This window comes from Gordonia sp. (in: high G+C Gram-positive bacteria), assembly GCF_047600565.1.
Lineage (GTDB): Bacteria > Actinomycetota > Actinomycetes > Mycobacteriales > Mycobacteriaceae > Gordonia.
The window spans coordinates 1,996,460-2,020,954 of record NZ_JASGKN010000001.1; the positions used below are offsets into that span (position 1 = coordinate 1,996,460).

A 24,495-nucleotide genomic window follows, 5' to 3' on the forward strand; every position below is an offset into this window, starting at 1 on the left:
TGACCCGATGACTGCCGTCCGTCTGACCGATCCTCGGGTGGTCGTCCTGTTCGCGGCACTCGCCGGGTCCACGGTGCTGACCGTGATCCTCGGGATCACCGACCCGGCCGCACCCCTCTCGTATCCGAGCCGGTTCCTCATCTGGAATCTGTTCCTCGCCTGGATCCCACTCGTCTTCGCAGTCGGTTTCGCCGAAGTGAAGGGACGGTTCTGGCTCATCCCGCTCGGGCTGGGCTGGCTCGCATTCCTGCCGAACGCGCCGTACCTGGTGACCGACCTCGTTCATCTGCGCGACGGCTACGACCTGTGGCGCCACGTGTTGCAGTACGGATTCGCCGCCTGGACCGGGATCATGCTCGGAGTGGTCTCAATGCGTCTGGTGCATCGCCGGATGACCATCGAATTCGGCCGCTGGGCCGGCTGGGCCACCATCGCGGCGTCCATCGCCCTCTGCGCGGTCGGCGTGGTGATCGGCCGTTTCCAGCGCTGGAACTCCTGGGATCTCCTCCATCGTCCCGACGCGGTGGTGACCGAGACCCTGAACTGGGTCAGCGACCCCTTCTCGCACGTGCAGTCCACCGGCGTCGCCCTGGCGGTCGCGGTCTTCCTGGCCTTCGCCTACCTCACGGTCTGGGCCTACGAGTCCCTCTCAGACTGAGGCCGGACCTTCCCTCGGAAGCGTGTACTCGACGATCAGCGGGGCGTGGTCGGAGAGGCGGGCGTCCGGGGAAGGTTCCTTGTCGACGGTCACCGACACCGCCCGGCGGGCCAGCGCCGGGGTGGCGAGCTGATGGTCGACGCGCCAGCCGACGTCCTTGCTGAACGAGTCCCCCGCCCAACTCCACCAGGTGAGCGGGCCCGGCCGATCGCCGTGCAGGGCGCGCACCACGTCCACCAGGCGCCGCGGACCGGTGATCGAGCCGAACCAGTCACGCTCCTCCGGCAGAAAGCCCTCCATCTTGCGGGCCGGCCGCCAGTTGGTGACGTCGTGTTCGAGATGCGCGATGTTGAGGTCACCGAGGAGCAGGAACTCGCGGCCCGCGCGCAGCGCCGCCTTCCGGTTCCGGTCGAGTTCCCGGGCGAAAGCGTCGAGGAACCGCATCTTGCGCGCGAACTTGGCCCCGCCGTCCGGCTTCTCGCGCATCGATCCGGGACGCTGCAGATGGTCGGGAAGCCCGCCCTTCGGCAGATACAGGCAGGCGACCGTGACCGGCCGGTCGGCCAGATCCACCTCGATGTACCGTCCCTCGTGCGCGAACCGCCCCAGGCCGCGCGCGACCGGCGGATGGGTCGCCCAGGACCGCACGGCCGTCGGCGCCGTCCGGGCCAGTAGCGCCACCCCGTTGCGGCCGGGGATCGTGCCGGTGTCGATCGCCGCGGTGTATCCCTCGAAGCCGCCGACGTCGCCGATCCCGCATCGCAGTTCCTGAAGACCGACGACGTCCGGCGAGCGACGCGCCAGCCACTCGTCGAACCCACGGCGCCGCGATGCGCGGATCCCGTTGACGTTGAACGACGCCACCGTGAACGCGCTGTCAGGCATGTCACCACTGTGCCGCACCCCATACCCGCTAATCGATTTGCCCCCGGCTGGAAGAATGGATCCCGTGAGCCGACCGCATGTATCGCATCTGAATCAGAATCTGCGACCCCTGGACCAGTCCGACAAGCTGAAGAACGTCTGCTACGAGATCCGGGGGCCGGTGCACGAGCATGCCGCGCGCATGGAGGCCGAGGGTCATCGCATCCTCAAGCTCAACATCGGCAATCCGGCCATCTTCGGTTTCGAGGCGCCGGACGTCATCATGCGCGACATGATCCATGCCCTCCCCTACTCGCAGGGCTACTCCGAGTCGGCCGGCATCCTTCCGGCGCGGCGCGCGATCGTCACCCGCTACGAGATGATCGAGGACTTCCCGTACTTCGACGTCGACGACGTCTTGCTGGGCAACGGTGTCTCCGAGCTCATCACCATGACCATGCAGGCTCTCCTCAACGTCGGCGACGAGGTGCTGCTCCCCGCCCCCGATTACCCGCTGTGGACGGCGATGACCGCCCTGTCCGGCGGCACCCCGGTGCACTACCGGTGCGACGAGGCCAACGACTGGAATCCGGATATCGAGGACATCGAGTCCAAGATCACCGACCGCACCAAGGCGATCGTCGTGATCAACCCGAACAATCCGACGGGCGCCGTCTACTCGCGTGAGGTGCTGCAGCAGCTCGTCGAGCTGGCGCGCAAGCATTCGCTGCTGATCCTGGCCGACGAGATCTACGACCGGATCATCTACGACGACGCGCGGCATACGAGCATCGCGGAGTTGGCGCCGGACATGCTGGTGCTCACCTTCAACGGTCTGTCGAAGGCGTACCGGGTGTGCGGTTACCGTGCCGGCTGGGTGGTCATCACCGGCCCGCAGGATCATGCGGCCGGCTTCATCGAGGGCCTCAACACGCTGGCGTCGACGCGACTGTGTGCGAACGTGCCCGGCCAGCACGCCATCCAGGTGGCGCTCGGCGGCTACCAGAGCATCGATGCGCTGGTCGCGCCCGGCGGCCGTCTGTACGACCAGCGGACGACCGCCTGGGAGAAGCTGAACGAGATCCCGGGTGTCAGCTGCGTGAAGCCGATGGGCGCCCTGTACGCGTTCCCGAAGCTCGATCCCGAGGTTCACGAGATCCACAACGACGAGCAGTTCGTGCAGGATCTGTTGCTGCAGGAGAAGATCCTGGTGACGCAGGGTTCGGGCTTCAACATGCCCGACACCCATCACTTCCGGATCGTCACCCTGCCATGGGCTGCGGATCTGGCCGATGCGATCGAGCGGATCGGCAACTTCCTCTCGTCGTACCGGCAGTGACCGGCTGATCCCGGCGCGGCCGGGGCGCCGGCCGAACCCTCCGAAATCGTGCCAACAGGCATTGGTATATGCCAATGCTCGATGGTACGGTCGGTCGGGTAGTCAGCCGAGGAGATCCTGTGCCGCAGCCGAACCAGCCCCAGTGGAACCGCTCGACGGTCACCAACGGTGACATCGAGCTGGCCGTCTTCGAACTGGGCGGGTCCGAGAAGAAGAAGCCGACCGTCGTCCTGGTGCACGGCTGGCCCGACACCCACCACCTCTGGGACCTCGTCGCCCCCACCCTGGGCGAGAGCTTCCGCGTCATCTCCTACGACACCCGCGGCTACGGCGAAAGCAGCCGGCCCGACGCCGTCGAGGCCTACCGCCTGGAGAACCTCGCGGCCGACCTGTTCGCGGTGATCGACGCGGTCGGCGGCGGCAAGCCCGTCCACGTCGTCGCGCACGACTGGGGCTCGGTGCAGACCTGGGAGGCCGTCACCACCCCCGGGGCCGACGAACGCATCGCGTCGTTCACCTCGGTGTCCGGCCCCAACCTCGACTACCTCGGTGAATGGGCCCGCAAGAACGTGGCCCACCCGACGCCCGGCAATCTGGGCCGCGCCCTCTCGCAGGCCGCGTCGTCGGCGTACACCGCCTTCTTCCAGCTGCCGGTGCTGCCGAAGGCGTTCTTCAACACCTTCGGTTCCGAGCGCAACTGGACCGAGTTCCTGCACGCCATCGAGGGCACCCCGCGGGAGAACGTGTCGTTCTCGCCGACCCTGCGCGAAGACATGGTGTCGGGCCTGCGCTTCTACAGCGCCAACATCCGCGAGAAGCTGGCCCACCCCGATCCGCACCCGACCACCGTGCCCACGCTCGAGATCGTCAACGAGACCGACATCGCACTGCGTCCGGCCATCTACGCCGACGACCACACCCACACCGATCGGCTGTGGCGCAAGAACACGCGCACCGGCCACTGGCTGCCGTACACGCACCCCGACTACCTGGCCGAGTCGGCGCGCGAGTTCATCACGATGATCGAGAAGGGCACCTCGAGCGCCCCCAACACCATCGACCGCGCCCGCGTGCTCGACGCCCCCGGCAAGCTGGGCGGCAAGCTCGCCGTCATCACCGGCGCCGGCTCGGGCATCGGCCGCGAGACCGCCTACGCACTGGCCGACCTGGGCTGCGAAGTGGTCCTCGCCGACATCAATCGCGCGGCCGCCGAAGAGACCGCCGTCGAATGCAAGGCCAAAGGTGTACTGACGGACGTCTACGAACTCGACGTCTCGGACGTCAAGGCGGTCACCCGGTTCGCCGCCGACGTCCGCGCCGCGCACGGCGTCCCGGACATCGTCGTCAACAACGCCGGCATCGCGGTCGCCGGTTCGGCGCTCGCCGCCTCCGACGAACAGATCGACCGGTTGTTCGGCATCAACCTGCGCGGCGTCATCACCGGCAGCCGCGTCTTCGGCCAGCAGATGGTGGAGCGCGGCGTCGGCGGCCAAATCGTCAACGTCTCGTCGGCGGCGGCCTTCACCCCGTCGCGCGACCTCGGTCTCTACTCGTCGAGCAAGGCCGGCGTCCTGATGTTCTCCGAGTCGCTGCGCGCCGAACTGGCCGAGCACAAGATCGGCGTCACCGCCATCTGCCCGGGCATCGTGCACACCAACATCACGTCCAGCACCGAACTGGCCGGCGTGAGCGACGAAGAGGGTCAGCGCAAGAAGCTGGACTCGTTCTACGCCAAGCGCAACTTCACGCCGGACCGGGTGGCCCAGGACATCGTCACGTCGATCCTGCGGAACAAGGCGGTGGTGCCAGTGACCCCGGAAGCCAAGTTCGGCTACCGCGCCTACCGGTTCTTCCCGTGGGGCTCGCGGATCGCCGCGCGACAGAAGCTGACCAAGTAGGAGGCCGGCCGGAATCATGAGCAAGACTCCCGTCCACTCGACCCCGGACACCGACCCGGGCAAGGTCGAGCTGCACGCTCGCAACGTGTCCTTCGACCTGGCCGACGTGCCCCTGCACTGGATTCCGGACCATCCGGTCGCGTCGAACATGGTGACCGTCCTGAACCTGCTGCTGCCGGAGGGCGAGCGCTGGTTCGTGCAGGCCTTCAACGAGGCGCTGCCGATGGTGAAGGACGACGAGCTGGCCGCCGACATGCGCGGCTTCGTCGGCCAGGAGGCCATGCACGCCGAGGCTCACGACAAAGCCGTCGAAGAGTGGCTGGAGAAGCGTGGCATCGACACCAAGCCGTACCACGATCAGATGGAGTGGATCTTCCGGAAGGTGCTGGCCCCGAAGGAGGACGGCACCCCCGAGGAACGCCAGAAGCACCTGGTCGAGCGCCTCTGGCTGATCGCCGCCATCGAGCACTACACCGCGATTCTGGGCGACTTCGTCCTGAACTGCCGGTGGGCGGAGAACGGCGCCGACCCCAACATGGCGGATCTGTTCACCTGGCACGGCGCCGAAGAGGTGGAGCACCGTTCGGTGGCCCACGACGCGGCCGCCGACTTCGAGGACGGCTACCTGCGTCGCGGCCGGGCGATGTCGTTGGCCTTCCCGGTGCTGGCACTGCTGGTGGTCCGCGGCTTCCGCTTCATCATGAAGCAGGACACCTCCGTCCACTACGGTCTGGCCGGCAAGTGGTTCCAGTACTTCCGCGGGGCGCACGCCGGCGTACTGCCGACCATCCGCAGCGTCATCCTGCCGACGTTCACCTATTTCAAGCCGGGCTTCAAGCCGTCCGACATCGGTGACACCGCGCAGGCCGTGGCCTACCTGGCGACGTCGCCGGGTGCCCGCCGCGCGGCGTGATCCGGAGCCGGAATGAACCACATCCTGCATCCGCACACCACGACGCTCACGTCCGAGCCACCGCACCTGTACGGCCGGTGGAAGCGCGATCCGCTGATGCGTTCGCTCTCGGGCCTGCGCAGCACCTGGTTCCCGTTCTGGAGTCGCTTCGACCGGATCGTCGAGCATCCGGACGATCCCCATGTGCTGAACCTGGAGATCGTCGGCCGCGAGCAGGTGGCCCAGGACCAGAACGTGATCGCGCTGACGTTCGCCGCGCAGGACCGTTCGGTCCTTCCCGAATGGCATCCGGGCGCCCACCTCGACCTGTTCCTGCCGTCGGGCCGGATGCCGGTCGTATTCGCTGTGCGGCGATCCGGGTGACCGTCGCAGCTATCGGGTGGCGGTCCGCCGCATCCCGGACGGCGGCGGCGGTTCGATCGAGGTGCACGACGCTCTGAAGGTCAGCGATGTGGTCCCGATCAAGGGCCCGCGCAACGCCTTCCCGCTCGCCCTGCCCGGCTACGGATCCCCGGCACGACAGCTGCGGTTCATCGCCGCGGGCATCGGCATCACACCGATCCTGCCGATGCTGGCGATGGCCGACCGTTACGGCCTGAACTGGTCGATGCTGTATTCGGGTCGCAGCGCCGAGTCGATCCCGTTCATCGACGAGCTGGCGCGCTACGGCGACAAGGTGACGGTGCGCACCGACGACGAGCACGGTCTGCCGACGATGGAGGAACTGGTCGGCGAGTACGACGTCGACGAGAACGGCGACGCCGCCCTGTCGATCTACTGTTGCGGACCGGTGCCCATGCTGGAGCGGCTGCGCGCGCATTCTGGTCGATCGCGACGACATCGAGCTGCACTTCGAGCGGTTCTCGCCGCCTCCGGTGATCGACGGCAAGGAGTTCGAGATCACCCTCAACTCGACCGGCGAAACCCTCACCGTGCCGGCGGACGTGACCGCGCTCGACGCGATCCTGGAGGCCCGGCCGACGGTGCCGTACTCGTGCAAACAGGGCTTCTGCGGCACCTGCAAACTGCATACGACGTCCGGCGTCATCGATCATCGCGACCAGCTGCTGACCGAGCCGGAGCAGGCGGAGGGCTTCTTTCTGCCGTGCGTCTCGCGCTGCGATTCGGGAGGGCTGGCCGTCGACGCCTGAGTCCGGCGTATCGGACTCACCGGGGTAAACCTGCGCCGAACGTCCGGCGGCCTCTGTCAGAATGGGCCGTATGACGGAGTACCGGATCGACGACCTCGCACGCGCTGCCGGTACGACGACCCGGAACGTCCGCGGCTATCAGGACCGTGGGCTGATTCCCAAGCCTGTGCGGCGCGGCCGGATCGCCATCTACAACGATCAGCATTTCGAGCGCCTGAAGGTGATCAACGATCTGCTGGGTCGCGGGTTCACGATGGCGCACATCAGCGAGTTCCTCGACGGCATCGAGCGTGGTGACGGTCTCGCCGAGGTGTTGGGACTCCAGGAGCTGGTGCGGTCTCCGCTCGAGGAGACGCCGACCGAGACGATCTCGAGGCAGACCTTCTACGACCGTCTCGGCACCGACGACCCCGACGTGATCCGGCGGATCCTGACGCTGGGCCTGGTCGAACCGGTGGGCGACGCCGATCCCCCGGCCGAGTACTTGATCAAGGACACCGAGACCGTCGGCGCGCTCTACGACCTGATGGAGATCGGTGTTCCGGCGTCGGTCCTGATCGATCTGCAGGAGAAGCTGGACGCCGAACTGCTGGTGGCCGCACGCACGCTGGTGACCGGTGGTCGTCGCATGATCACCGAGGGCCGCTTCGACGGCTGGATCCCGGAGAGCGACGAGGAGTCGGACTGGGCGGCCGAGTTCATCCGCCGCCTGCGCGCCACCGGCCGCGTGACCGCGCACAACTCGTTCAACCGCATCCTGGTCGACGAGATGAACCGCCAGCTCGACGACTACCTGGCCGTCGCCCGCAAGCGCCGCCACGACTCCGTCGCCGACTGACCGTCGACGCACTGCCGCTGGTTGATGTCAAATAGCGGTCCCGAGTAGCGGCACAGACACGAATCGGTCCACAGGGGCCGACGCCGGGGCCACCGACGGCGACCGGCGGGTGGTGGTGTCGATGGATGACCGCTTCTGTTCCTTCCCGAGTGCACGACCTCCTCGACTTCCAGGACGGAGTGATCACGCGCCGGCAAGCGCTCGCAAGCGGGATGGACGCGGTGGCGATACGACGGAAGCTCCATCGGCGCGAATGGGCACCGGTGTTCAGAGGCGTGTACGTCGCACACACAGGACCCTTGACCTGGAATCAACGAGCCTGGGCCGCTGTGCTCGATGCCTCTCCGGCCGCGCTGAGCCACTCGTCGGCCCTGTCGGTCGCGGGGTCGCCGGTGCATATCGCGATCGATCGGAAGCGCACGGTCGCGACCCGGCCGGGAGTGATCGTGCACCGCGTCTCTCACTTGAACGAGCGGACCCTATGGACGACGCGGCCTCCCCGAATCCGCACTGACGAGGCGCTGGTCGACCTGGCCGCGGAGGCGACGTCGGACACGGCGGCCGTCGCCGTCCTGGCCGACGCGGTCGGCGCGCGGCGGACCACCGCGGATCGTCTACTGCGCGCTGTCGAAGGCCGGGAGCGCCTGCGCCGCCGCCGTTTTCTGGTGGGTGTGCTGTCCGACGTTCGTCAGGGAACGTGCTCGGTACTGGAGCAGCGATACCTCCGCGGGGTGGAACGCCCGCACGGCCTGCCGCGTGGATGCAGGCAGGAGCCGACGGCGTCCGGGCGACCGGGTTTCCGCGACGTCGACTATGACGAGTACCGGGTGGTGGTCGAGCTCGACGGATGGCGCTGGCACGCCGACGCGCGTGCACGGGACCGTGACCTGGAGAGGGATCTCGACGCGGCCGCAGACTCCGGTCGCCATACCGTGCGCCTCGGTTGGGGCCAGGTCTGTGAACGGCCCTGCGCGACGGCCCGGAAGCTGGGCCGCGTGTTGCAGGCTCGCGGCTGGGCAGGAACCCTCACCGGGTGCCCGCGATGTACGCCCTGACGCCTGTGCCGCTGGTTGATGTCGATATATGGCTTCAACCAGCGGCACAGGGCTCAGTTGCGATGTGTACATATGTACATGTACGTTTGTACACATGACGGATTCCATTGATCGGCGGCAGCTCATCGTCGAGACGGCGGCGGCGCTGCTGTCCGCCGGGGACGGCGAACGACTGACGCATCGCCGCGTCGCGGAGCGCGCACAGATCCCGCTCGGATCCACCACGTACTACTTCACCTCGCTCGACGATCTGCGAACCGCCGCCCTCGGACACCTCGCCGCCGGCGTCGACGAGAGCCTCGCGGCCACCGCGGCGCTCATCGAAGACAGCGACCGCTCCCCCGAGGCGATCGCCCGGCTGTTCCACGACTACCTCGGCGAGACCGAGCACGTCCGCGCCGACACCGCGCTCTACGTCGCCGGCCTCCAGAACGCCGACCTGGCACCACTGAGCCGCCGCTGGTTCAGCGGGCTGGTCGACGTCCTCGCCGACACCCTCACCGACCGTCGCACCGCCACCTCCATGGCCGTGTTCCTCGACGGCGCCATCCTCAACACCGTCCTGTGGGGAAAGCCCCTGGATCTGGACGTCCTGACCGCCATGGCCCGGTCCCTGCTGGGCCCGACCGAAGCGAACGACCGATGACCACCTTCACCCCCGCCATCAATCCCGACGGCACCCTCGAGACCGAACTTCCCCCCTGGCGGCGCTGGGCCGGCCTGGCCGTCCTGTCGTTCGCGCTGCTGACCGTCGTCATGGACCTGACGGTCCTGAACGTGGCACTGCCGAAGATCGACGCCGACCTCCACCCCAGCTCCACTCAGCGACTCTGGATCGTCGACGCCTACTCGCTGGTGCTGGCCGGCCTGCTCATCTCGATGAGCGGCCTCGCCGACCGCTGGGGACGTCGCCGGCTGCTGATGACCGGGTTCGCGGTGTTCGCGCTCGCATCGGTGCTGGTGCTGTGGGCCGATTCGGCCGGCGAGGTGATCGCGTTGCGCGCCCTGCTGGGCCTCGGCGGCGCCATGATCATGCCGACCACCCTGTCCATGCTGCGCGTCATCTTCTCCGACCCGCGCGAACGCACCCTCGCCCTGAGTACCTGGGCGGCGGTATCGGCGGTCGGCGCCGCACTCGGCCCGATCATCGGCGGACTGCTGCTGGACCACTTCTCGTGGCATGCCGCCTTCCTGATCAACGTGCCGCCGATGGTGATCGCCCTGGCCGCCGCCTGGTTCCTCCTGCCCGAATCCCGGGTCGCCGAAAACGGCCGCTGGGATGCGCTCGGCACCGTGCTGTCGATCGCCGGCATCGCGTCGCTGGTCTGGTCGATCAAAGAGTTCGGCAAGCACTTCGTGGCCGACGGCCTGGCCGACATGCCCGCGTGGATCGCGTTGGCCGCCGCCGTCGTGCTGCTGACCGTCTTCGTCCGCCGGTGCCTGCGCCGCCCCGATCCGCTGCTCGACGTCCGCCTGTTCCTGCGCCCACAGCTGACCGCCGGCGTGCTGGCCGCGCTGTTCTCGATGGTCGCCATGGGCGGCGGACTGTTCCTGCTCGCGCAGTGGCTGCAGCTGGTCGAGGGCCACAGCCCGCTGCAGGCCGGCATCCGGCTGCTGCCGTTCGCCGGAGGCGCCGTCATCACCTCGCTGCTGGCACGCCCGGCGGTCGACCGGTTCGGCGCCCGCGCCGTCATGGCGTTCGGCCTGGGGGTCCCGGCTCTCGGATTCCTGCTGCTGTTCTTCGCCGGCCAGCCGCTGTCGTACTGGTGGGTGCTGACGTCCATGCTGTTGCAGGGCGCCGGATCGGGTTCCCTCGCCATCGCCTCGGCGATGATCATGAGCGGGAGCCCGCAAGACAAGGCCGGCAACGCCGCCGCCATCGAAGAGACCGCCTACGACATCGGCAACGTCTTCGGTGTCGCCGTGCTGGGCACCGTCGCCGCCGTCGTCTACAGCTCCAAGCTCGGAGCCGGTGCTCCCGCCGGCGCGGACGAGTCGTTGGCCGAAGCCCTCGAGATCGCAGTGAAGACCCACGACCCTGCTCTGGCGCAGAGCGCCGCGACGTCGTTCACCGACTCACTGCAGACCGTCGGGCTCGTCGGCGCGATCCTGCTGGGCCTGGCCGCCGTCGCCGTCTACTTCCTGACGCCGAAGAACCTCGACCTCGACGTCCAGCACTAGGCGCCGGATCAGCGGCGGTAGAGGTTGCTGAACTCCACCACCGAGCCGGGCTTGCCGGTCTTGACCGCGTGCACGTCGAGGGCGACCTGTGACGGGGTGATGTCCAGGACCATGAAGCCGCGATCGGCGAAGTTCTCGTAGCGGGCGCGGAACCGCTTCTTCGATTCGCCGTTCACCGACTTGGCGGCCGCGCCCGAGATGATCTGGCGGGTGCCCTTCAGCGCCGGGGCCGAATCGAACACCTGCTGGCTGTGGTCGTGCCCGGAGAGCAGGAAGTTGGCCTTGCCGGCCACGTGCCGCTCGACGAACTTCTTGAGCTCGACGCCGTTGAGCGGCGCGGGCAGACCGTCGTAGTCGCCGGCGGCGCCGTGCGGGCCGTTGTTCAGGTACGGGTGGTGGGTGCACACGAACGTCCACGGGGCCTTCGACGCGGCGAGGGAACGCTCGAGCCACCTGGCCTGCTGCGTCATGTAGCGCCCGCCCGGCTCCCACTCCGGCGACAGGAACGGCGGCACGTAGGCGGCGAGCGGATTCAGGTCGAGGACGAAGAAGTCGGCGACCCCGGTGGACACCGAGTAGTAGCGCTTCGGCATGTACCAGCGCTTCGAGCGACGGTGGTAGGCCACTTCGGCGTCGCCGCGGAGCAGCCAGCCGCCGTCACCGGGAAACACCGACGAGTTGTCGTGGTTGCCGAGGGTCATCAGCCAGGGGAAGTCGAGGCCCGCGTTGGGCTTCTCGAACTTGGTGCGGAACTGATCGTCGTCCGGTCCGTCGGGGCCGGACTCGTAGATGTTGTCGCCGAGCGAGACGGCGAGGTCGAACGGCGCCCGGGCGTGGATCTTGCGGGCGGCGGCGGTGACCGCGTACTGCGGCTGCTTGCCGGTGCCGGCGTCGCCGTTGAGGAACACCCGGAGCCGGTCGCGGCCGACGGGCAACGGGTAGTGACCCTTCGCGGGTGCGGCGTCAGCACCGCCCGCGGCGACGGCCGCCCCGGTCAGCGCGGCGGCCCCGGCGACGGCGGCGCTGCCGGCCAGGAAGGTACGCCGGTTCGGGGCGATCGGGTGGGCTTCGGGCGTCGTGGCATGCTGCTGCGAGGCATGCGGGGGCGCGGCCGCATCATTCATGCACGGGATGTTGTCAGATGAAGGTGAACGGCGACCGACGCCGGGGTGATCTGCCGGATATGGGCCGGTTTCCCGTGGTCGACGACCCGTCGGGACCGACGATCGTTTTCATCAGCACCGGTTCGTCGCCTACCTTGACAGGGTGTCGACGTCCACCGCCCCGCGCTCGCGCGCTCCCCTGATGCGCGGCGGGACGGTGATCTTCCTGCTGATCCTGACCCTCGGCGTCCTCATCGCGATCCCGTTCAACACGCGACTGAACAACGCGGCGTCGTTCGCGACCGGGGCGACCGTGTTCGCCGGAGTCTTCATCCAGGCCGTGCCGTTCCTCGTGCTGGGAACCGTGGTGAGCGGTGCGATCAACGCATGGGTGACCCCGGCGATGATCGCACGGATCCTGCCGAAGAATCCGGTGGCCTCCGTCGGCGTCGGCAGCGTGGCCGGAGCCCTGCTCCCGGGCTGCGAATGCGCCTCCGTCCCGGTCTCGGCGCGCCTGATGGATCGCGGAGTCCCGCAGGCGGCCGCACTGGCGTTCCTGCTGTCGGCCCCCGCGATCAATCCGGTGGTGCTGGTGTCCACCGCCGTCGCCTTCCCGGGCGAGGCGAAGATGGTGGCGGCCCGATTCGTCGCATCGCTGCTGACCGCGATGGTGATGGGCGGCCTGTGGGCGCGCTTCGGTGATCCGTCGGTGCTCATCCGCCGGCACGTCGCCGACGACAAGGCGCGCGGCTGGGGCGGCTTCGTCGACTCCATGCGCCACGACTTCCTGCAGTCGGCGGCCTACCTGTCGATGGGCGGCGTGTTCGTGGCGATCCTCAACGTCGCGGTACCCGGCAAGGTCCTCGATTCCCTCGGCGGCAACATCGTCGTCGGCATCGCGCTGATGGCGGTGCTGGCGGTGATCCTGGCGGTCTGCTCGGAGGCCGACGCGTTCATCGCGGCCGGCATGGCGTCGCTGCCGCTGATCCCCCGGCTCGTGTTCATGGTGGTGGGCCCGGTGGTCGACCTGAAACTGATCGCGATGCAGGCCGGCGAGTTCGGCCACCGGTTCGCCGCACGGTTCTCGGCCACCACGTTCGTCGTCGCCGTCGTCGTCGCGACCGGCGTCGGCGCACTGATCCTCGGGTGGCGTTGATGAACCGGGAGACGCAGAACCTGATCCTGCTGTGCATCGGTCTGACGGTGGGCAAGGTGACGCTCGACGGCAGCTACGAACGCTACGTACGCCCGGTGATGTTTCCGTGGCTGCTGATCTCGGCGATCGTGCTGGTCCTGCTGGCGCTGGTGTCGATCGTGCGGGACATGCGTCCCGGCGCGCACGTGGCCGACGACGACGGTCACCATCACGGCGGCGGGCGGTCGTTGTGGATGCTGGCCGTCCCGATCCTCGTGGTGTTCTTCCTGGTGCCGCCGGCATTGAAGCCGGCGACCGACCGACAGTCCAACGCATCGGCCACCCAGAGCCTCAAACTCGACCCCCTGCCGCCGGGGCCGAACCCGAAGCTGTCGGTGTTCGACGTGGTGCAGCGGGCCTACCAGTCCGACGGCGGCGGCCTGCACGACACCCCGATCACGTTGAAGGGCACCGTCCAGCACTTCGAGAACCACACCTATCTCGGCCAGATCGTCATCATCTGCTGTGCCGCCGATGCACGGACGTTCCGCGTGGAGGTCGTCGGTCCCGGCGCCCAGCAGATGGCCGCCGCGCCGGCGGACAGCTGGTGGGAGCTCGTCGGAGTGGTCGTGGACGGCACCGCGACCCAGGAGCGGCATTTCGTGCCCGAGGTGACGGTCACCGAAGCCCATCCGACGGCGGCGCCGGAGAACCCGTACAACTATTGATCCGAACGGTCTCGATTCAGAACCGACTGTTACAGAAGTGACTGATGTGACTTAGGCTGAACGGTCATGAGCAGAGCAACCGTCCGGCGCACCCGGCTCGCCGTCGCCGCGGCCCTGGCCGCCGCGTGCCTGGCGCCGGCGGTCGCCTCCGCCCGACCGGAGCCACCGAACCTGCGGCCGCTGCCCAGCCAGGTGATCGACGGCGTCGACGACGTGGTGCCGCCCGCGACCATCCCCCACCTGACGACCATCCCCCAGCGCGCCCAGGGCCCCGGCTACGACCACGCCACCCTGGAACTGCGGAACGCCGTCCTCCCCGACCCCATCGGCGATCCGATGTTCGACTCCTGGCCCGCCGGCCTCGGGACGCGGGCACCCGGTGACGTGCTGGCCACCCGGGACGTCACCGCCGCCACCGGCTTCCTGGTGACCGTTCCGATCGCCGGCGCCCACATGCTCAAGTTCCGGTCCACCGACACCCAGGGCGTACCGATCTTCGGGACCGCGACCGTCATCGAGCCGAAGTCCCCGTGGACCCGCGGCGGACCCCGCCCGATCCTGGTGAACAACGTCCCCATCAACGGCCTGGGCACCGAATGCACCGCCGGCTACACCCTCACCCACGGCTACTCGAACAAGACCAATCAGACCGACTTGTTCCCGCCGACCACGCAGCTCGCGCTCTCGCACGGCTACGCGGTGATCGTTCCGGACCACGAAGGACCGCGGGAGGCGTACGCCGAACCGACTCTCGCCGGTCACATCGTGCTCGACGCGATCCGCGCGGCCGCGAAATACGATCCGGCGAAGTACGCGAAGAGCCGGGTCGCGGTCACCGGGTATTCGGGCGGTGCGATCGCCACCAACGGCACCGCGAAGGTCCTCGACACCTACGCCCCCGACCTGGCTCCGCGAATGGTGGGCGCCGCCCTCGGCGGCGTACCCGCCGACTTCCGGATGCTGGCCGCGGCGATGAACGCGAACATCGCGACCGGCGTCATGCTGGCCGCGACCCTCGGCGTCGCCCGCGAGCATCCCGAGGTGCTGAATCTGACCAACCATCTCGGTGAACGGCTGGCGACGTCGTCGTTCAAGAACTCCTGCGGTTCGGATTACGGCATCGCAGCACCGTTGCAGCTGCCGGCGCAATTGCTGTCGAAGGACAAGGATCCGTTCGGCTCGCCCACCGCCGAGAAGATCTACGCGATCACGCAGATGAACGATGTGAAGGCGGGTATGCCGCTGTACATCTATCACGGCACCCAGGAGATCTGGATTCCCGCGCAAGGTGCCCGCGACCTGTACGCGCAGCAGTGCCGGCTCGGGGCGAACGCCAGCTACCACGAGGTTCCCGGCGAGCACCTGTCCGCCGCCGTCATCGGCTACCCGGATGCGATGAACTGGCTCGACGCGCGTCTGAGCGGCATCCCTGCGGCGAGCGGATGCCCCCGCTAGCCTCGGGGGCATGACACAGGCTCCCCCGCAGGACACCACGCCCGACGCTCTCACCACCGCCGACGTCGACGGTCTCGGTGCGATCGGGCAGTGGATGATCGCCCCGGACGGGCAGATCGCCCGGTGGCTGGGGTACCTGCACGACGGCCTGCCCTTCCGCGAGCCGATCAACGTGATCTTCGTCGACACCGGCGCGAAGGACGGCGACGACGCCCAGGCCCGCCTCGACGACGCCATGCACCAGGCGGGGTTCCCGGGCCGGACCGGACACAGCTCGGGGTACGGCGGTGTGATCGGCGGGACCGTCTACGGGCAACTGCCGGAGGCGAAGGACCACGCCTACTCGACGCACGTGTTCATGGAGAACAACGACCACGGCCGCCTCTTCGGCCCCGCGAAGACCGACGCCGGCTGGGTGTTCATCGGCGCGCTGAGCCGCGAGAACGTCGACTACGAGCACGTGCCGCCGCAGCACAGGTACAGCTCGTTCGACCGGGCCCGCGACGAGCTGGTGACCGCACTGGACAAGAAGACGATCTTCAAGCGCACCGGCACCGCGCCGCTGAACAACGCGGCCGGCGACGGCGACGGCTACTTCACCGGCGACCACGACGGCCTGGCCGTCATCGTCACCGCGAGCTGACGGCCGCGCGTCAGCGGATGGAGCAGCCGCCGGGGGCGCGGCCGGCGAAGCGGTCGGCCAGGAACGCCGATGCATCCGCGGCGAACGGCACGGCTGCACCGGTGTGCGAGACGCCCCGGTAGGTGTCCATGCGGGTCGGCACACCACGGCGGCAGTAGCTGCTCGCCAGCGATACCGCGTCCTGGTGGTTCATGATGCCGTCGCCCTTGCCGTCGGACAGGCCCTGCCCGATGAACATCGGGATCCGCGGGGTGCCCTGCGTGCCGGCGACGTTGTCGGCCAGCGCTTCACGGGCACCGGGCACGTCCAGGATCGATCGGCCGCCGGCCAGCATCTGCCGGTCGGTGAGGCCCGGGTAGGCGGAGGCGAAGGAGTTGATGCAGCCGCCCTGCACCTCCTTGATGATCCGCTTGCCCTTCGGCGAGTAGTAGGCGTCCAGGTTCAGGCCGTACGCCTTGTCGTAGACGCTCATCAGTGCCGGGATCACGCCGGCCCACTCCTTGCTGCCGTTCACGTACGGCAGGTCGGTGGCCGGATTGACGAACACGCCGCCGGCCGCTGCACCCACCAGGTGAAGTTCCGGTGCGTACTTGGCAGCCAGATCGGCGCCGAACATGGTGGGGACCGAACCGCCCGAGTAGCCGAACATGCCGACCTTGGTCGACGACGGCGCCTTCAGCGCGTGCTGGGCGGCGCGGATGCCGTCGAGTGCGGCGTACCCGGATTCGCGGCCCAGCGTCCAGCGCATCTTCTGTCCCTCGTAGTCGGGGACCACCACCGTGTAGCCGGCGGCGGTGAAGCCGCCCGCCGCCGCCAGGTCGGGCACCGACGAGTCGGGGCCGCCGCGCAGCGTGTACGACGGATCGCACTGGGATCCGAGTGCGTCGTAGAAGGCGTGGTACGAGATCATCGGCCGTCCCGGCGCCGGATTCGACGGCGTCAGGATGGTGGTGACGGTGGCGGCCGGCGCGCCGAACTGGTCACTGGTCCGGTACAGCACCTGCGTTGCACGGGCCGGCAGCCGGTTGTCCTGGTAGCCGATCGACACGGTGCGGGTCCGCAGCACGTCGCCCGCCTTGGCGGCCGCCAGATCGGCGGGCGCCCGATAGAACGGGTCGGCGCTCGGCAACAGCGGTGCGGCCTGCGCGGCACCCGGCGCTGCGAGCAGGCCGGTCACCAGCGCGGCCAACGCCGCGAGAACGAGCAATGAACGGTGGGCTGTCGTGATCACCAGAAGAAAGCTACGCCGCACCGGCGAGAAACGCTCACCCGCACCGGCCGTTCACCTCGCGCGGAGGCCTAAGCTGATCGCGTGACGAACGATCCCGGGCAGGACGACGCGAACACGTCGACGCTGCCGGTGTTCGGGGCGAGGGAGAAACGCGCCCTGGCGGTGATGACGGTCATCGCGATCTTGTTCTGCGGCTATTTTCTGCGCAGCTATCTGGTGCTGATCGGTTTGGCCGCGGTTCTCGCCTACCTGTTCATGCCGCTGTACCGCCGGTTCTGCAAGCACATGAACTCGGGGCTGGCGTCCACCGCCACCCTGCTCTCGGCGATCGCGATCGTCGTGGTTCCGCTCGCCGGAATCCTCACGATGGCCGGCATCCAGATCAAGGAGATGATCGACGGCGTCAGCCATTGGCTGGGGCACACCGACGTCACCAAGCTCGGTTACCGCGTGCTCGACTCGACCAACCGGCTCCTCGACAAGATCCCGTTCGTTCACGCCCATCTGACCGTCGAGAGCGTGCAGGAGCAGGTGTCGAAGCTGGCGGTGGGTGCCGGCAACTTCGCGCTCGGGATCGCCAAGGGTTCGGTCGGCGGTATCGCGAACGGCGTGACCATCGCGATCATCTTCCTGTACGTCTTCATCGCCCTGCTCGGCAACGGCGCGCGGGTGGCCCAGATCTTCAAGGATCTGAATCCGTTGAGCCCCGAGGTGTCGGACATCTATCTGTCGAAGATCGGCGCGATGGTGACGGCGACGGTCCGCGGCCAGTTCATCATCGCGTTCGTGCAAGGCACGCTGGGAGCGATCTCGATCTGGCTGGGCGGCATCCATCAGGGCTTCTTCATGTTCCTGATCTTCTTGACGGCCCTGTCGATCATCCCGCTCGGCAGTGGCATCGTCACCATTCCGCTGGGGATCGGGATGGCGTTGACCGGCAACATCGTCGGCGGCGTGTTCGTGGCGCTGTGGCACATCATCGTGATCACCAACGTCGACAACGTCCTGCGCCCGATGCTGGTACCCACCAAGGCCCATCTGAATCCGGCGCTGATGATGCTGGCGGTGTTCGCCGGCATGAAGATGTTCGGTTTCGCCGGCATCGTGTTCGGCCCGGTCGTGATGATCATCGTCGTGACCACCATCGACCTGTACCGCTCGGTCAACAAGGGTGTCTGGATCGCCGAATACAACGACGACGACTCCGATGCGGACCCGCCGAAGAAGCCGAAGTGGTGGCACCGGATCGGTGCGCTGTTCACGTCGAAGAAGGCCGTGGAGGCGGCGGACGACGTCCCAGCCGACGAGGCGTCCGAATCGTCCTGAGGTGGACAGGATCGCGCCCCCGCAGCGACCGGCCAAGCGAACACCCCGAACGACACCGGCTCGGGGAAGAGACCCCCTTCGTCCACCAGCCAACGCCAAGAACATCAACCCCTGCAACCCAGATGTAGATGCGTGCGGTTGAACGTCGTAGCCATGCGGGCCTCGATACCCGCCGACAGATGAACGGCGTGCCGGTGGAACCGACACCACACACTGTGCGTCCAAATGCACATGGACTACGTGCAGCTCACGATTCCGTTCGAAGGGGCGTTGCGGTCCGACGAGATGTCCGACCGCGGCGGTAAGTTTCAAGACGTGACCATGACCGCGGCGCCCACCGCCAACTACGGGGAAGTGTTCACCCGCCGCTGGATTGTGGAAGCCATTCTCGACCTCGTCGGCTACACCGCCGACAAACCCCTGTATGAACAGCGTCTGGTCGAGCCGTCCATCGGCTCCGGCGCCTTTCTGATACCGGCGGTCGAACGGCTCATCGCAAGTGCACATCGCGACGGCGTTCCGTTGCACCGCCTGGCCGGTGCCATCCGTGGATTCGACATCCAACCCGAGCACGTCGAAGGCTGCCGTACGCAGGTGGCTGCAGTACTCGAACGCGAAGGCTGCAGCGAGGCCAGTCACCTGGCCAACACCTGGATAAGCCGGGCGGACTTCCTGCACGGCCCTCGAGAGCAGAATGCCGACTACGTGGTCGGCAATCCTCCGTACATCAGAACCGAGAATCTCGATGCCGAGTCGGATGCCGACTATCGCAAGCGCTGGCCCACGATGCGGGGTCGTGCCGACATCTATGTCGGTTTCTACGAACGCGGCCTCTCCCTGCTGAAACCCCGCGGGCGACTCGGCTTCATTTGCGCGGACCGATGGATGCGTAACCAGTACGGCAAAGCACTCCGGGAGTTCGTCACCGACGGGTTCGCCGTCGAGCACGTGTGGACCATGCACGACGTCGACGCCTTTGAAACCGAAGTCTCGGCCTATCCAGCCATCACCGTTCTGTCCCACAACGTGCAAGGGAAAGTCGTGGTCGCCGATGCCGGAGCCGATTTCGCGGAAGCGTCGGCGAGGGAACTCGTGACGTGGTCGCTGCGGCAGGACTATTCGAGTGCTAAAGGGGTCGGCTTCTCAGCACATCGCCTGCAATCGTGGTTCGACGGGCGCGACTACTGGCCGACCGGCGACCCGGCCCGCCTGCGACTCGTCGACTTTCTGGCAAAGAACTTCCGTCCGCTGTCCGATCCGGCGACGGGAACTCGGGTGTCCATCGGGGTGGCCAGTGGTGCCGACTCGGACTACGTCGTCACAGACCGCTCGATCGTCGAATCCGACCGCTTACTGCCCATGAGCATGGTGCGTGATCTGCAGAGCGGAAAGTTTCGCTGGAGCGGTCACTACCTCGTCAACCCATGGGGCCCTGATGGGCGTCTGGTAGCCCTGGACGACTACCCGGCGTTGTCGCGCTACCTCTCGAATCGACCGGCAATCCGACGCCGCTATGTGGCCCGCAAGAACCCGAATACCTGGTACCGCACCATCGACCGAGTCGATCCGACCTTAGTCGACCGGCCGAAGCTGCTGCTCCAGGACATGAGAACCACCATCAACCCGGTGCTGGAACCGGGTGGCTACTATCCGCACCACAACCTTTATTACATCGTGTCGGACGAGTGGGACCTCGAGGTGCTGGGCGGATTACTCCTATCCGAGATCGCGCAGGCCTACATCGAAGCGTTCTGCGTAAAGATGCGGGGCGGAACTCTGCGTTTCCAGGCTCAGTATCTCAAGCGGGTACCGGTACCGAATATGAGCGATTTCTGCCCTGAGGTCGAGGCCGCGCTGCGAGACGCGTTCCGCGCCCGCGACGTGGAGGGTGCGACGATCGCTGCGTGCCGCGCATACGGAATCAGTGCGGCAGGACTCACCCCGACGTTCGATCTCAAGGATAGTGCCTGATGTCCGATACTTCCGTTCGGGCGCAGGCCTGGGCACTGTTCGACCAGATCGTCTCCGACGCCGCACCCGACCAGGTTCACAGCAACCCGTGGCGTGCTTCGGGCGACGGCGAACCGACGTATACGCCGGACTTCGCAACTCTCGCGAAACTCCTCGGAGTGCCGCTCCACCTTCACGCCAAGTCACAGTCCGGCGTTCCCGCCCTCGCCCTCGACGTCTGGGTGTCCTACGAGCTTCGGCGCGCAGGCTTCGATCCGGACGCCGTCTGGCCACGGCCTGCGGTACCTCGCGTACTGCCCGGCCCTGTATCGGCCTTGGTGGAGAGCCTGCCAGTGAAACTCCGAGCTCAGGTGCAGGACCGGATCGAGGGGAAGGCGTCGATCGCCGGGGTCACCGCGTCGAGTGCGAACTACCTCGGTAAGAACTACTTCAAGCAGGTCGACGTGTCGATGTCGAGCTGGGACACCGGGCCTGAACTGCTAATCAGCACGAAGCGCATGGATTCCAGCTTCGGTAAGAATGCGGCGAATCGCGTCGAGGAGTCCTACGGCGACGCCAAAAACCTGCGCCTCCGGCACCCCATGGCAGCCTTGGGTTTCCTCTATGGGCTGCGGTCCACAGCTTTCGAGGAGGCGGCGCCGATCGCCGACTGGCTGGTCGATCTACTCCTGAAGCTCGGGCAGGAGGACGACGCGTACCACGCGTGTGCACTCCTGGTTCTCGAGTACAGCGACGACGTGGCCGTCGAGAACGGCGACGACGACCCCGGCGATGGCGAGGATCCACTGGTCGATGCCGGCCTGATCGAATCGACCCATGGCGACGAGTTGGGAATCGGTGCCGTCGAGGAATCTGCGCTCCAGGCACAGATCGCCCACCTGCCGACTGTGAAGGTGCGTCAGGATCTGGTCGCAGCCGGCCTGCAACCGGCGCGATTCATGGAGACGATGGTCCGTCGGATTCTTGCTGCGACACCGGTGAATCGCCATACCGCGGCCCGCGCCAGATTGGCTGAACCCGGCAGTTGAACCGGAGGATTCTGTGGAGCCGATGACGGGAATCGAACCCGCACTCTCAGCTTGGGAAGCTGATGTTCTACCACTAAACTACATCGGCGCTGCGGGTCGTTGACCTCGCGAAACACAGCCTAGCAAACGGGTGCGCCGGCATGAGACGCCGCAGCCGGTGTCGGCGATCGCCGCCCTCTGTGCCGTGACTTGATGCCCATATACGGCCCCAAGTCACGGCACAGCGGATTCGGGCTCCCCGACGTTGGACTGTTCGGACGACCTGCGGCGCGACGGCGCGGGAGAACACGACCCTCCCGGCATAATGCTCACCATGACGAGCGGAACCGGGCATCGGCGGAATCGCTGGGCCCCGCGATCACTCGCCCGGGCCCGGTCACTCGCGGACGGATGGCGGATCTGGCTGGACCGGCACGAGAAGCCGATCACGGCGGCCGCGATCGTCGCGGGATTCCTCACCGTCGTCACCACGCTCTGGCTGGCGCTGCTCGCCCTCGACCCCGATCTGCGCGACCACCAGCCGTCCTGGCTCAGGTGGTTCGGTGAACCGGGCACCCTGTGGGCGGCGCTCGTCCTCGCCGGACTGTTCCTGCTGACCCTGTTCCTGCGGTGGCTCCCGCACCAGCGGTGGCCGTCGGCGTCGACCACCCTGGCCCTCGCCTCGATGACCGTCGGGGCCGCCGTCCTCGGCTTCACCTCGTATCTGCGCTGCCATTCCGGTCCGGCCGGCAACGGCGCACTCCGCGCCGTCTACGAGACACTCCTGCTGTTCGTCGGCGGCCTCGACGACGGCATCGGCGCGCGATGCGTGGACCGGTACCCGGTCGCCCTCGACGTCGCCCGCATCGTCGGCGTACTGGTGCTGCTGCTCGCCGCGGTCGCCGCCGGCATCAAACTGTTCCGGTCGCAGATCGACCGGGCGTCGGTGCGCTTCGGCGGCCCGCTCACCATCGTGGTCGGGGTCGACGACGACGTGGTGGCCCTGGTCCGCGACATCGCGCAGAGCAAGATCCCCGGCACACAGCTGCTGGTGATCACCTCCAACGCCGACCGGGACTGCGTCCGCGCCACCCGGGAGGCCAAGGCCCGCATCATCGAACTCAACCTCGACGAGGCGGCGAACCTGGCCCGCCTGCGGGTGTGGCATCGCGCCCGCCGCGTCTACCTGCTGTCGGCCGACCCGCAATCGAACTTCACCCGGTTCAACGAGATCGACGAGGCCGTCGGCAACCGCGGCCGCGGTCTCGGACGGGCACACATCCGCGTCCCGCTGACCGTGCGCGTCGACGACCCCTGGCACGCCGAATCGTGGCGCCGCCAGCTGATGAGCGGCAAACGTCGCCGGTGGGCCCCCGAAGCCGTCGGACGGTACGAGGCCACCGCCACCCGCCTCGCCTACCAGCTGATGAGCCGACCGGTCACCCCCAAACGCGTGTACGTCGAGGCGTCGGCGCCCCTCACCTACTCGCTGCTGCTCGAGTTCTCGCAGATCGCCCGCGAACGCCGCCTCACCGAGCAGGTGTACGACGGGATCGTCGCCGACCGCGGCGGCGCCGACGGTCTGCGGCGCCCCGACCTGCCCGCCATCCCGGAGGTCACCGTCCTCGGCCCGGCCGCCGCCGGACTGCAACGCGACTACGAGGCGCAGCAGGAACGCACCGGTGCCGGCGACAGCGACCTGGTGGTCAACTGGTCCCCCGACTCGGCGGGCATCGAACGCCTCGACGGCATCCTGCTGGCCGACTCGCTCGCCCCGGAAGCCGATCCACGCCACGACGATCCGGTCCGCGAGGACCAGACGGCCGTCATCCTCGAACGCGACACCCCCGAAGGCCTCACCGACGGCACCCGCCTGGCGGCGCGCTTCCCGCGACTGCCGCTGTACGTCGGCGGCGACACCGTCGGATCGCTCAGCAGCGGCCCGGTGGTCGGCGAGCTCATCAACTTCCCGATCGCGCTCGACGCCGACAAGGGCGTGCCGCAGGACGTGTGGGAGCGCGCCGCGATCCTCAAACACCGCTTGTACTGCATCGACCAGGACCCCGCCAAGCCGAGCGCCGCCGCCTGGGACGACCTCGACGAGTTCTACAAGGGCTCCAACCGGCGCGAGATCCTCAACGTCCTGTGGACCGTCGAGGAGTACGCCGACTGCACGTGGGCGTCGCTCGAGGATCCGCCGCTCGGCGTGCCCGATCTCGGCGAAGTCGCCGAATCGGAGACCGTTCAGGGCTGCAAGGACAAGGCGGCGCTGCTCGGCATCGAGGGCGACGACTTCGACGACGTCATCCACTACGAGCACCAGGACTGGGTGGACTACCACTACCGCGAGGGCTGGCGGCACGGCGACGCCGGCGGCAGCGGCGTGGAACGCAAGAAGCGCGAGTTCGCGACGCGGACCAGCGCCGACCTCATCGACTGGGACGAGTACACGCAGAACCCCGACAACCTCGCCTACCCGGCCCGCAGTCTCCTGCGGGCACTCCAGGTGCTCGCGGTCCTCGGTTTCCGGCCGATGCCGCAGTGGCACGACTATCCGCGTCAGCCCACCCTCGTGACGGCCACCCAGCTCACCGAGCCGTTCACCTGGCGTGACGACCATCGCGACGAGAAGGTCGGCCGGCCGGGCGACTGGCTGATCCTGGAGGGCGACACCACCCGCACCGTGGTCGACGAGTTCTTCCACCAGCACTACGAACCGGTCGACGGGCAGCCCGACACCTACCGGCGGATCGGCTCCGGACAGGGCCGTCGCGCGGTGCCCGGAGAGCACGTTCACTCCCTCGAGGGCGATGGACGCACCCCTGACGTCGCCGAGCAGGGCGACCACGTCTTCCGGTCGGCGCGCGGCGACAAGTGGCGGGTCGGCGAGTCCGCATTCGGCGACCTGTACGTGGATGTGCGCCAGCGCAGCCCGTGGCACGACGCCGCGTCGCCGGCTCCCCGGAACGGCTGAAGCCGGGCTGCGGGTCGTGAACCGT

19 protein-coding genes, 1 tRNA gene and 1 pseudogene are annotated in these 24,495 nt (G+C 67.9%); 17 read left to right on the plus strand and 4 right to left on the minus strand.

Annotated elements, in window-relative coordinates; genetic code table 11:
- The first annotated feature begins 7 nt into the window (after positions 1–7).
- Complete coding sequence (locus QM774_RS09740) at positions 8–658, plus strand: DUF1361 domain-containing protein (RefSeq protein ID WP_414975687.1); 651 nt, start codon at positions 8–10, stop codon at positions 656–658.
- Here QM774_RS09740 and QM774_RS09745 read toward each other — a convergent pair.
- On the minus strand, positions 650–1,543 hold the full coding sequence (locus QM774_RS09745; RefSeq protein ID WP_414975688.1) for an exodeoxyribonuclease III: 894 nt from the start codon (positions 1,541–1,543) through the stop codon (positions 650–652). The two genes, QM774_RS09740 and QM774_RS09745, sit on opposite strands and share 9 nt — an antisense overlap.
- A 55-nt stretch (positions 1,544–1,598) precedes the next feature.
- Here QM774_RS09745 and QM774_RS09750 point away from each other — a divergent pair, with 55 nt between their 5' ends.
- The 8 genes and pseudogenes from QM774_RS09750 (at position 1,599) to QM774_RS09785 (ending at position 10,897) form a co-directional block, all read left to right on the plus strand.
- On the plus strand, positions 1,599–2,861 hold the full coding sequence (locus QM774_RS09750) for a pyridoxal phosphate-dependent aminotransferase (protein WP_414975689.1): 1,263 nt from the start codon (positions 1,599–1,601) through the stop codon (positions 2,859–2,861).
- Positions 2,862–2,980: 119 nt separating this feature from the next.
- Positions 2,981–4,759 (plus strand): SDR family oxidoreductase, encoded by a 1,779-nt coding sequence (locus QM774_RS09755; RefSeq protein ID WP_414975690.1) that lies wholly within the window; start codon positions 2,981–2,983, stop codon positions 4,757–4,759.
- A 16-nt stretch (positions 4,760–4,775) separates the two neighbouring features.
- A complete protein-coding gene (locus QM774_RS09760) occupies positions 4,776–5,672 on the plus strand; it encodes a metal-dependent hydrolase (RefSeq protein WP_414975691.1) in 897 nt (298 codons plus the stop codon).
- 12 nt (positions 5,673–5,684) lie between these two features.
- A pseudogene (locus QM774_RS09765) lies at positions 5,685–6,823 on the plus strand (PDR/VanB family oxidoreductase).
- Between the two features lie 70 nt (positions 6,824–6,893).
- On the plus strand, positions 6,894–7,661 hold the full coding sequence (locus QM774_RS09770; RefSeq protein ID WP_414975692.1) for a MerR family transcriptional regulator: 768 nt from the start codon (positions 6,894–6,896) through the stop codon (positions 7,659–7,661).
- Between the two features lie 125 nt (positions 7,662–7,786).
- Positions 7,787–8,716 (plus strand): type IV toxin-antitoxin system AbiEi family antitoxin domain-containing protein, encoded by a 930-nt coding sequence (locus tag QM774_RS09775; RefSeq protein ID WP_414975693.1) that lies wholly within the window; start codon positions 7,787–7,789, stop codon positions 8,714–8,716.
- A 94-nt stretch (positions 8,717–8,810) separates the two neighbouring features.
- Positions 8,811–9,362 carry a TetR/AcrR family transcriptional regulator gene (locus QM774_RS09780; RefSeq protein WP_414975694.1) on the plus strand — a complete coding sequence of 184 codons (552 nt, stop codon included), beginning with the start codon at positions 8,811–8,813 and terminating at the stop codon, positions 9,360–9,362.
- The gene (locus QM774_RS09785; protein WP_414975695.1) at positions 9,359–10,897 is read left to right on the plus strand and encodes an MFS transporter; all 1,539 of its coding nucleotides are present in this window, start codon (positions 9,359–9,361) and stop codon (positions 10,895–10,897) included. The genes QM774_RS09780 and QM774_RS09785 overlap by 4 nt, the downstream gene beginning before the upstream one ends.
- 8 nt (positions 10,898–10,905) lie before the next feature.
- On the opposite strand, the gene QM774_RS09790 is transcribed toward QM774_RS09785, so the two are convergent.
- Entirely contained in the window at positions 10,906–12,021 is a 1,116-nt protein-coding gene (locus QM774_RS09790; protein ID WP_414975696.1) for a metallophosphoesterase, read from the minus strand.
- A 181-nt stretch (positions 12,022–12,202) separates the two neighbouring features.
- On the opposite strand from QM774_RS09790, the gene QM774_RS09795 reads away from it, so the two are divergent.
- From QM774_RS09795 to QM774_RS09810, 4 genes are all read left to right on the plus strand, one after another.
- Positions 12,203–13,156, plus strand: a complete 954-nt coding sequence (locus QM774_RS09795; protein ID WP_414976636.1) for a permease — start codon at positions 12,203–12,205, stop codon at positions 13,154–13,156.
- Positions 13,156–13,863: a TIGR03943 family putative permease subunit gene (locus tag QM774_RS09800; RefSeq protein ID WP_414975697.1), complete on the plus strand. Its 708-nt coding sequence runs from the start codon at positions 13,156–13,158 to the stop codon at positions 13,861–13,863. Before QM774_RS09795 ends, QM774_RS09800 begins: the two co-directional genes overlap by 1 nt.
- 66 nt (positions 13,864–13,929) lie before the next feature.
- The gene (locus QM774_RS09805; RefSeq protein ID WP_414975698.1) at positions 13,930–15,318 is read left to right on the plus strand and encodes a lipase family protein; all 1,389 of its coding nucleotides are present in this window, start codon (positions 13,930–13,932) and stop codon (positions 15,316–15,318) included.
- Positions 15,319–15,328: 10 nt separating this feature from the next.
- A complete protein-coding gene (locus tag QM774_RS09810; protein WP_414975699.1) occupies positions 15,329–15,961 on the plus strand; it encodes a hypothetical protein in 633 nt (210 codons plus the stop codon).
- A gap of 10 nt (positions 15,962–15,971) precedes the next feature.
- On the opposite strand, the gene QM774_RS09815 is transcribed toward QM774_RS09810, so the two are convergent.
- On the minus strand, positions 15,972–17,189 hold the full coding sequence (locus tag QM774_RS09815) for a lipase family protein (protein WP_414976637.1): 1,218 nt from the start codon (positions 17,187–17,189) through the stop codon (positions 15,972–15,974).
- A 168-nt stretch (positions 17,190–17,357) separates the two neighbouring features.
- On the opposite strand from QM774_RS09815, the gene QM774_RS09820 reads away from it, so the two are divergent.
- From QM774_RS09820 to QM774_RS09830, 3 genes are all read left to right on the plus strand, one after another.
- Positions 17,358–18,518, plus strand: coding sequence for an AI-2E family transporter (locus tag QM774_RS09820; RefSeq protein ID WP_414976638.1), 1,161 nt, complete (start codon positions 17,358–17,360; stop codon positions 18,516–18,518).
- 225 nt (positions 18,519–18,743) lie between these two features.
- Positions 18,744–20,489 (plus strand): Eco57I restriction-modification methylase domain-containing protein, encoded by a 1,746-nt coding sequence (locus tag QM774_RS09825; protein WP_414975700.1) that lies wholly within the window; start codon positions 18,744–18,746, stop codon positions 20,487–20,489.
- Positions 20,486–21,517 carry a hypothetical protein gene (locus QM774_RS09830; RefSeq protein ID WP_414976639.1) on the plus strand — a complete coding sequence of 344 codons (1,032 nt, stop codon included), beginning with the start codon at positions 20,486–20,488 and terminating at the stop codon, positions 21,515–21,517. Before QM774_RS09825 ends, QM774_RS09830 begins: the two co-directional genes overlap by 4 nt.
- A 14-nt stretch (positions 21,518–21,531) precedes the next feature.
- Here the strand turns inward: QM774_RS09830 and QM774_RS09835 are convergent.
- Positions 21,532–21,605, minus strand: a tRNA-Gly gene (locus tag QM774_RS09835).
- 225 nt (positions 21,606–21,830) lie between these two features.
- Between QM774_RS09835 and QM774_RS09840 the strand changes: the two genes are divergently transcribed.
- Positions 21,831–24,470: a hypothetical protein gene (locus QM774_RS09840; protein ID WP_414975701.1), complete on the plus strand. Its 2,640-nt coding sequence runs from the start codon at positions 21,831–21,833 to the stop codon at positions 24,468–24,470.
- The last annotated feature ends 25 nt before the right edge of the window (positions 24,471–24,495 follow it).

Coding starts and splice junctions, on each gene's coding strand:
- QM774_RS09740 (WP_414975687.1), top strand. CDS start 8: ATGACTGCCGTCCGTCTGACCGATCCTCGGGTGGTCGTCCTGTTCGCG.
- QM774_RS09745 (WP_414975688.1), bottom strand. CDS start 1,543: ATGCCTGACAGCGCGTTCACGGTGGCGTCGTTCAACGTCAACGGGATC.
- QM774_RS09750 (WP_414975689.1), top strand. CDS start 1,599: ATGGATCCCGTGAGCCGACCGCATGTATCGCATCTGAATCAGAATCTG.
- QM774_RS09760 (WP_414975691.1), top strand. CDS start 4,776: ATGAGCAAGACTCCCGTCCACTCGACCCCGGACACCGACCCGGGCAAG.
- QM774_RS09770 (WP_414975692.1), top strand. CDS start 6,894: ATGACGGAGTACCGGATCGACGACCTCGCACGCGCTGCCGGTACGACG.
- QM774_RS09775 (WP_414975693.1), top strand. CDS start 7,787: ATGACCGCTTCTGTTCCTTCCCGAGTGCACGACCTCCTCGACTTCCAG.
- QM774_RS09780 (WP_414975694.1), top strand. CDS start 8,811: ATGACGGATTCCATTGATCGGCGGCAGCTCATCGTCGAGACGGCGGCG.
- QM774_RS09785 (WP_414975695.1), top strand. CDS start 9,359: ATGACCACCTTCACCCCCGCCATCAATCCCGACGGCACCCTCGAGACC.
- QM774_RS09790 (WP_414975696.1), bottom strand. CDS start 12,021: ATGAATGATGCGGCCGCGCCCCCGCATGCCTCGCAGCAGCATGCCACG.
- QM774_RS09795 (WP_414976636.1), top strand. CDS start 12,203: ATGCGCGGCGGGACGGTGATCTTCCTGCTGATCCTGACCCTCGGCGTC.
- QM774_RS09800 (WP_414975697.1), top strand. CDS start 13,156: ATGAACCGGGAGACGCAGAACCTGATCCTGCTGTGCATCGGTCTGACG.
- QM774_RS09805 (WP_414975698.1), top strand. CDS start 13,930: ATGAGCAGAGCAACCGTCCGGCGCACCCGGCTCGCCGTCGCCGCGGCC.
- QM774_RS09810 (WP_414975699.1), top strand. CDS start 15,329: ATGACACAGGCTCCCCCGCAGGACACCACGCCCGACGCTCTCACCACC.
- QM774_RS09820 (WP_414976638.1), top strand. CDS start 17,358: ATGACGGTCATCGCGATCTTGTTCTGCGGCTATTTTCTGCGCAGCTAT.
- QM774_RS09825 (WP_414975700.1), top strand. CDS start 18,744: ATGCACATGGACTACGTGCAGCTCACGATTCCGTTCGAAGGGGCGTTG.
- QM774_RS09840 (WP_414975701.1), top strand. CDS start 21,831: ATGACGAGCGGAACCGGGCATCGGCGGAATCGCTGGGCCCCGCGATCA.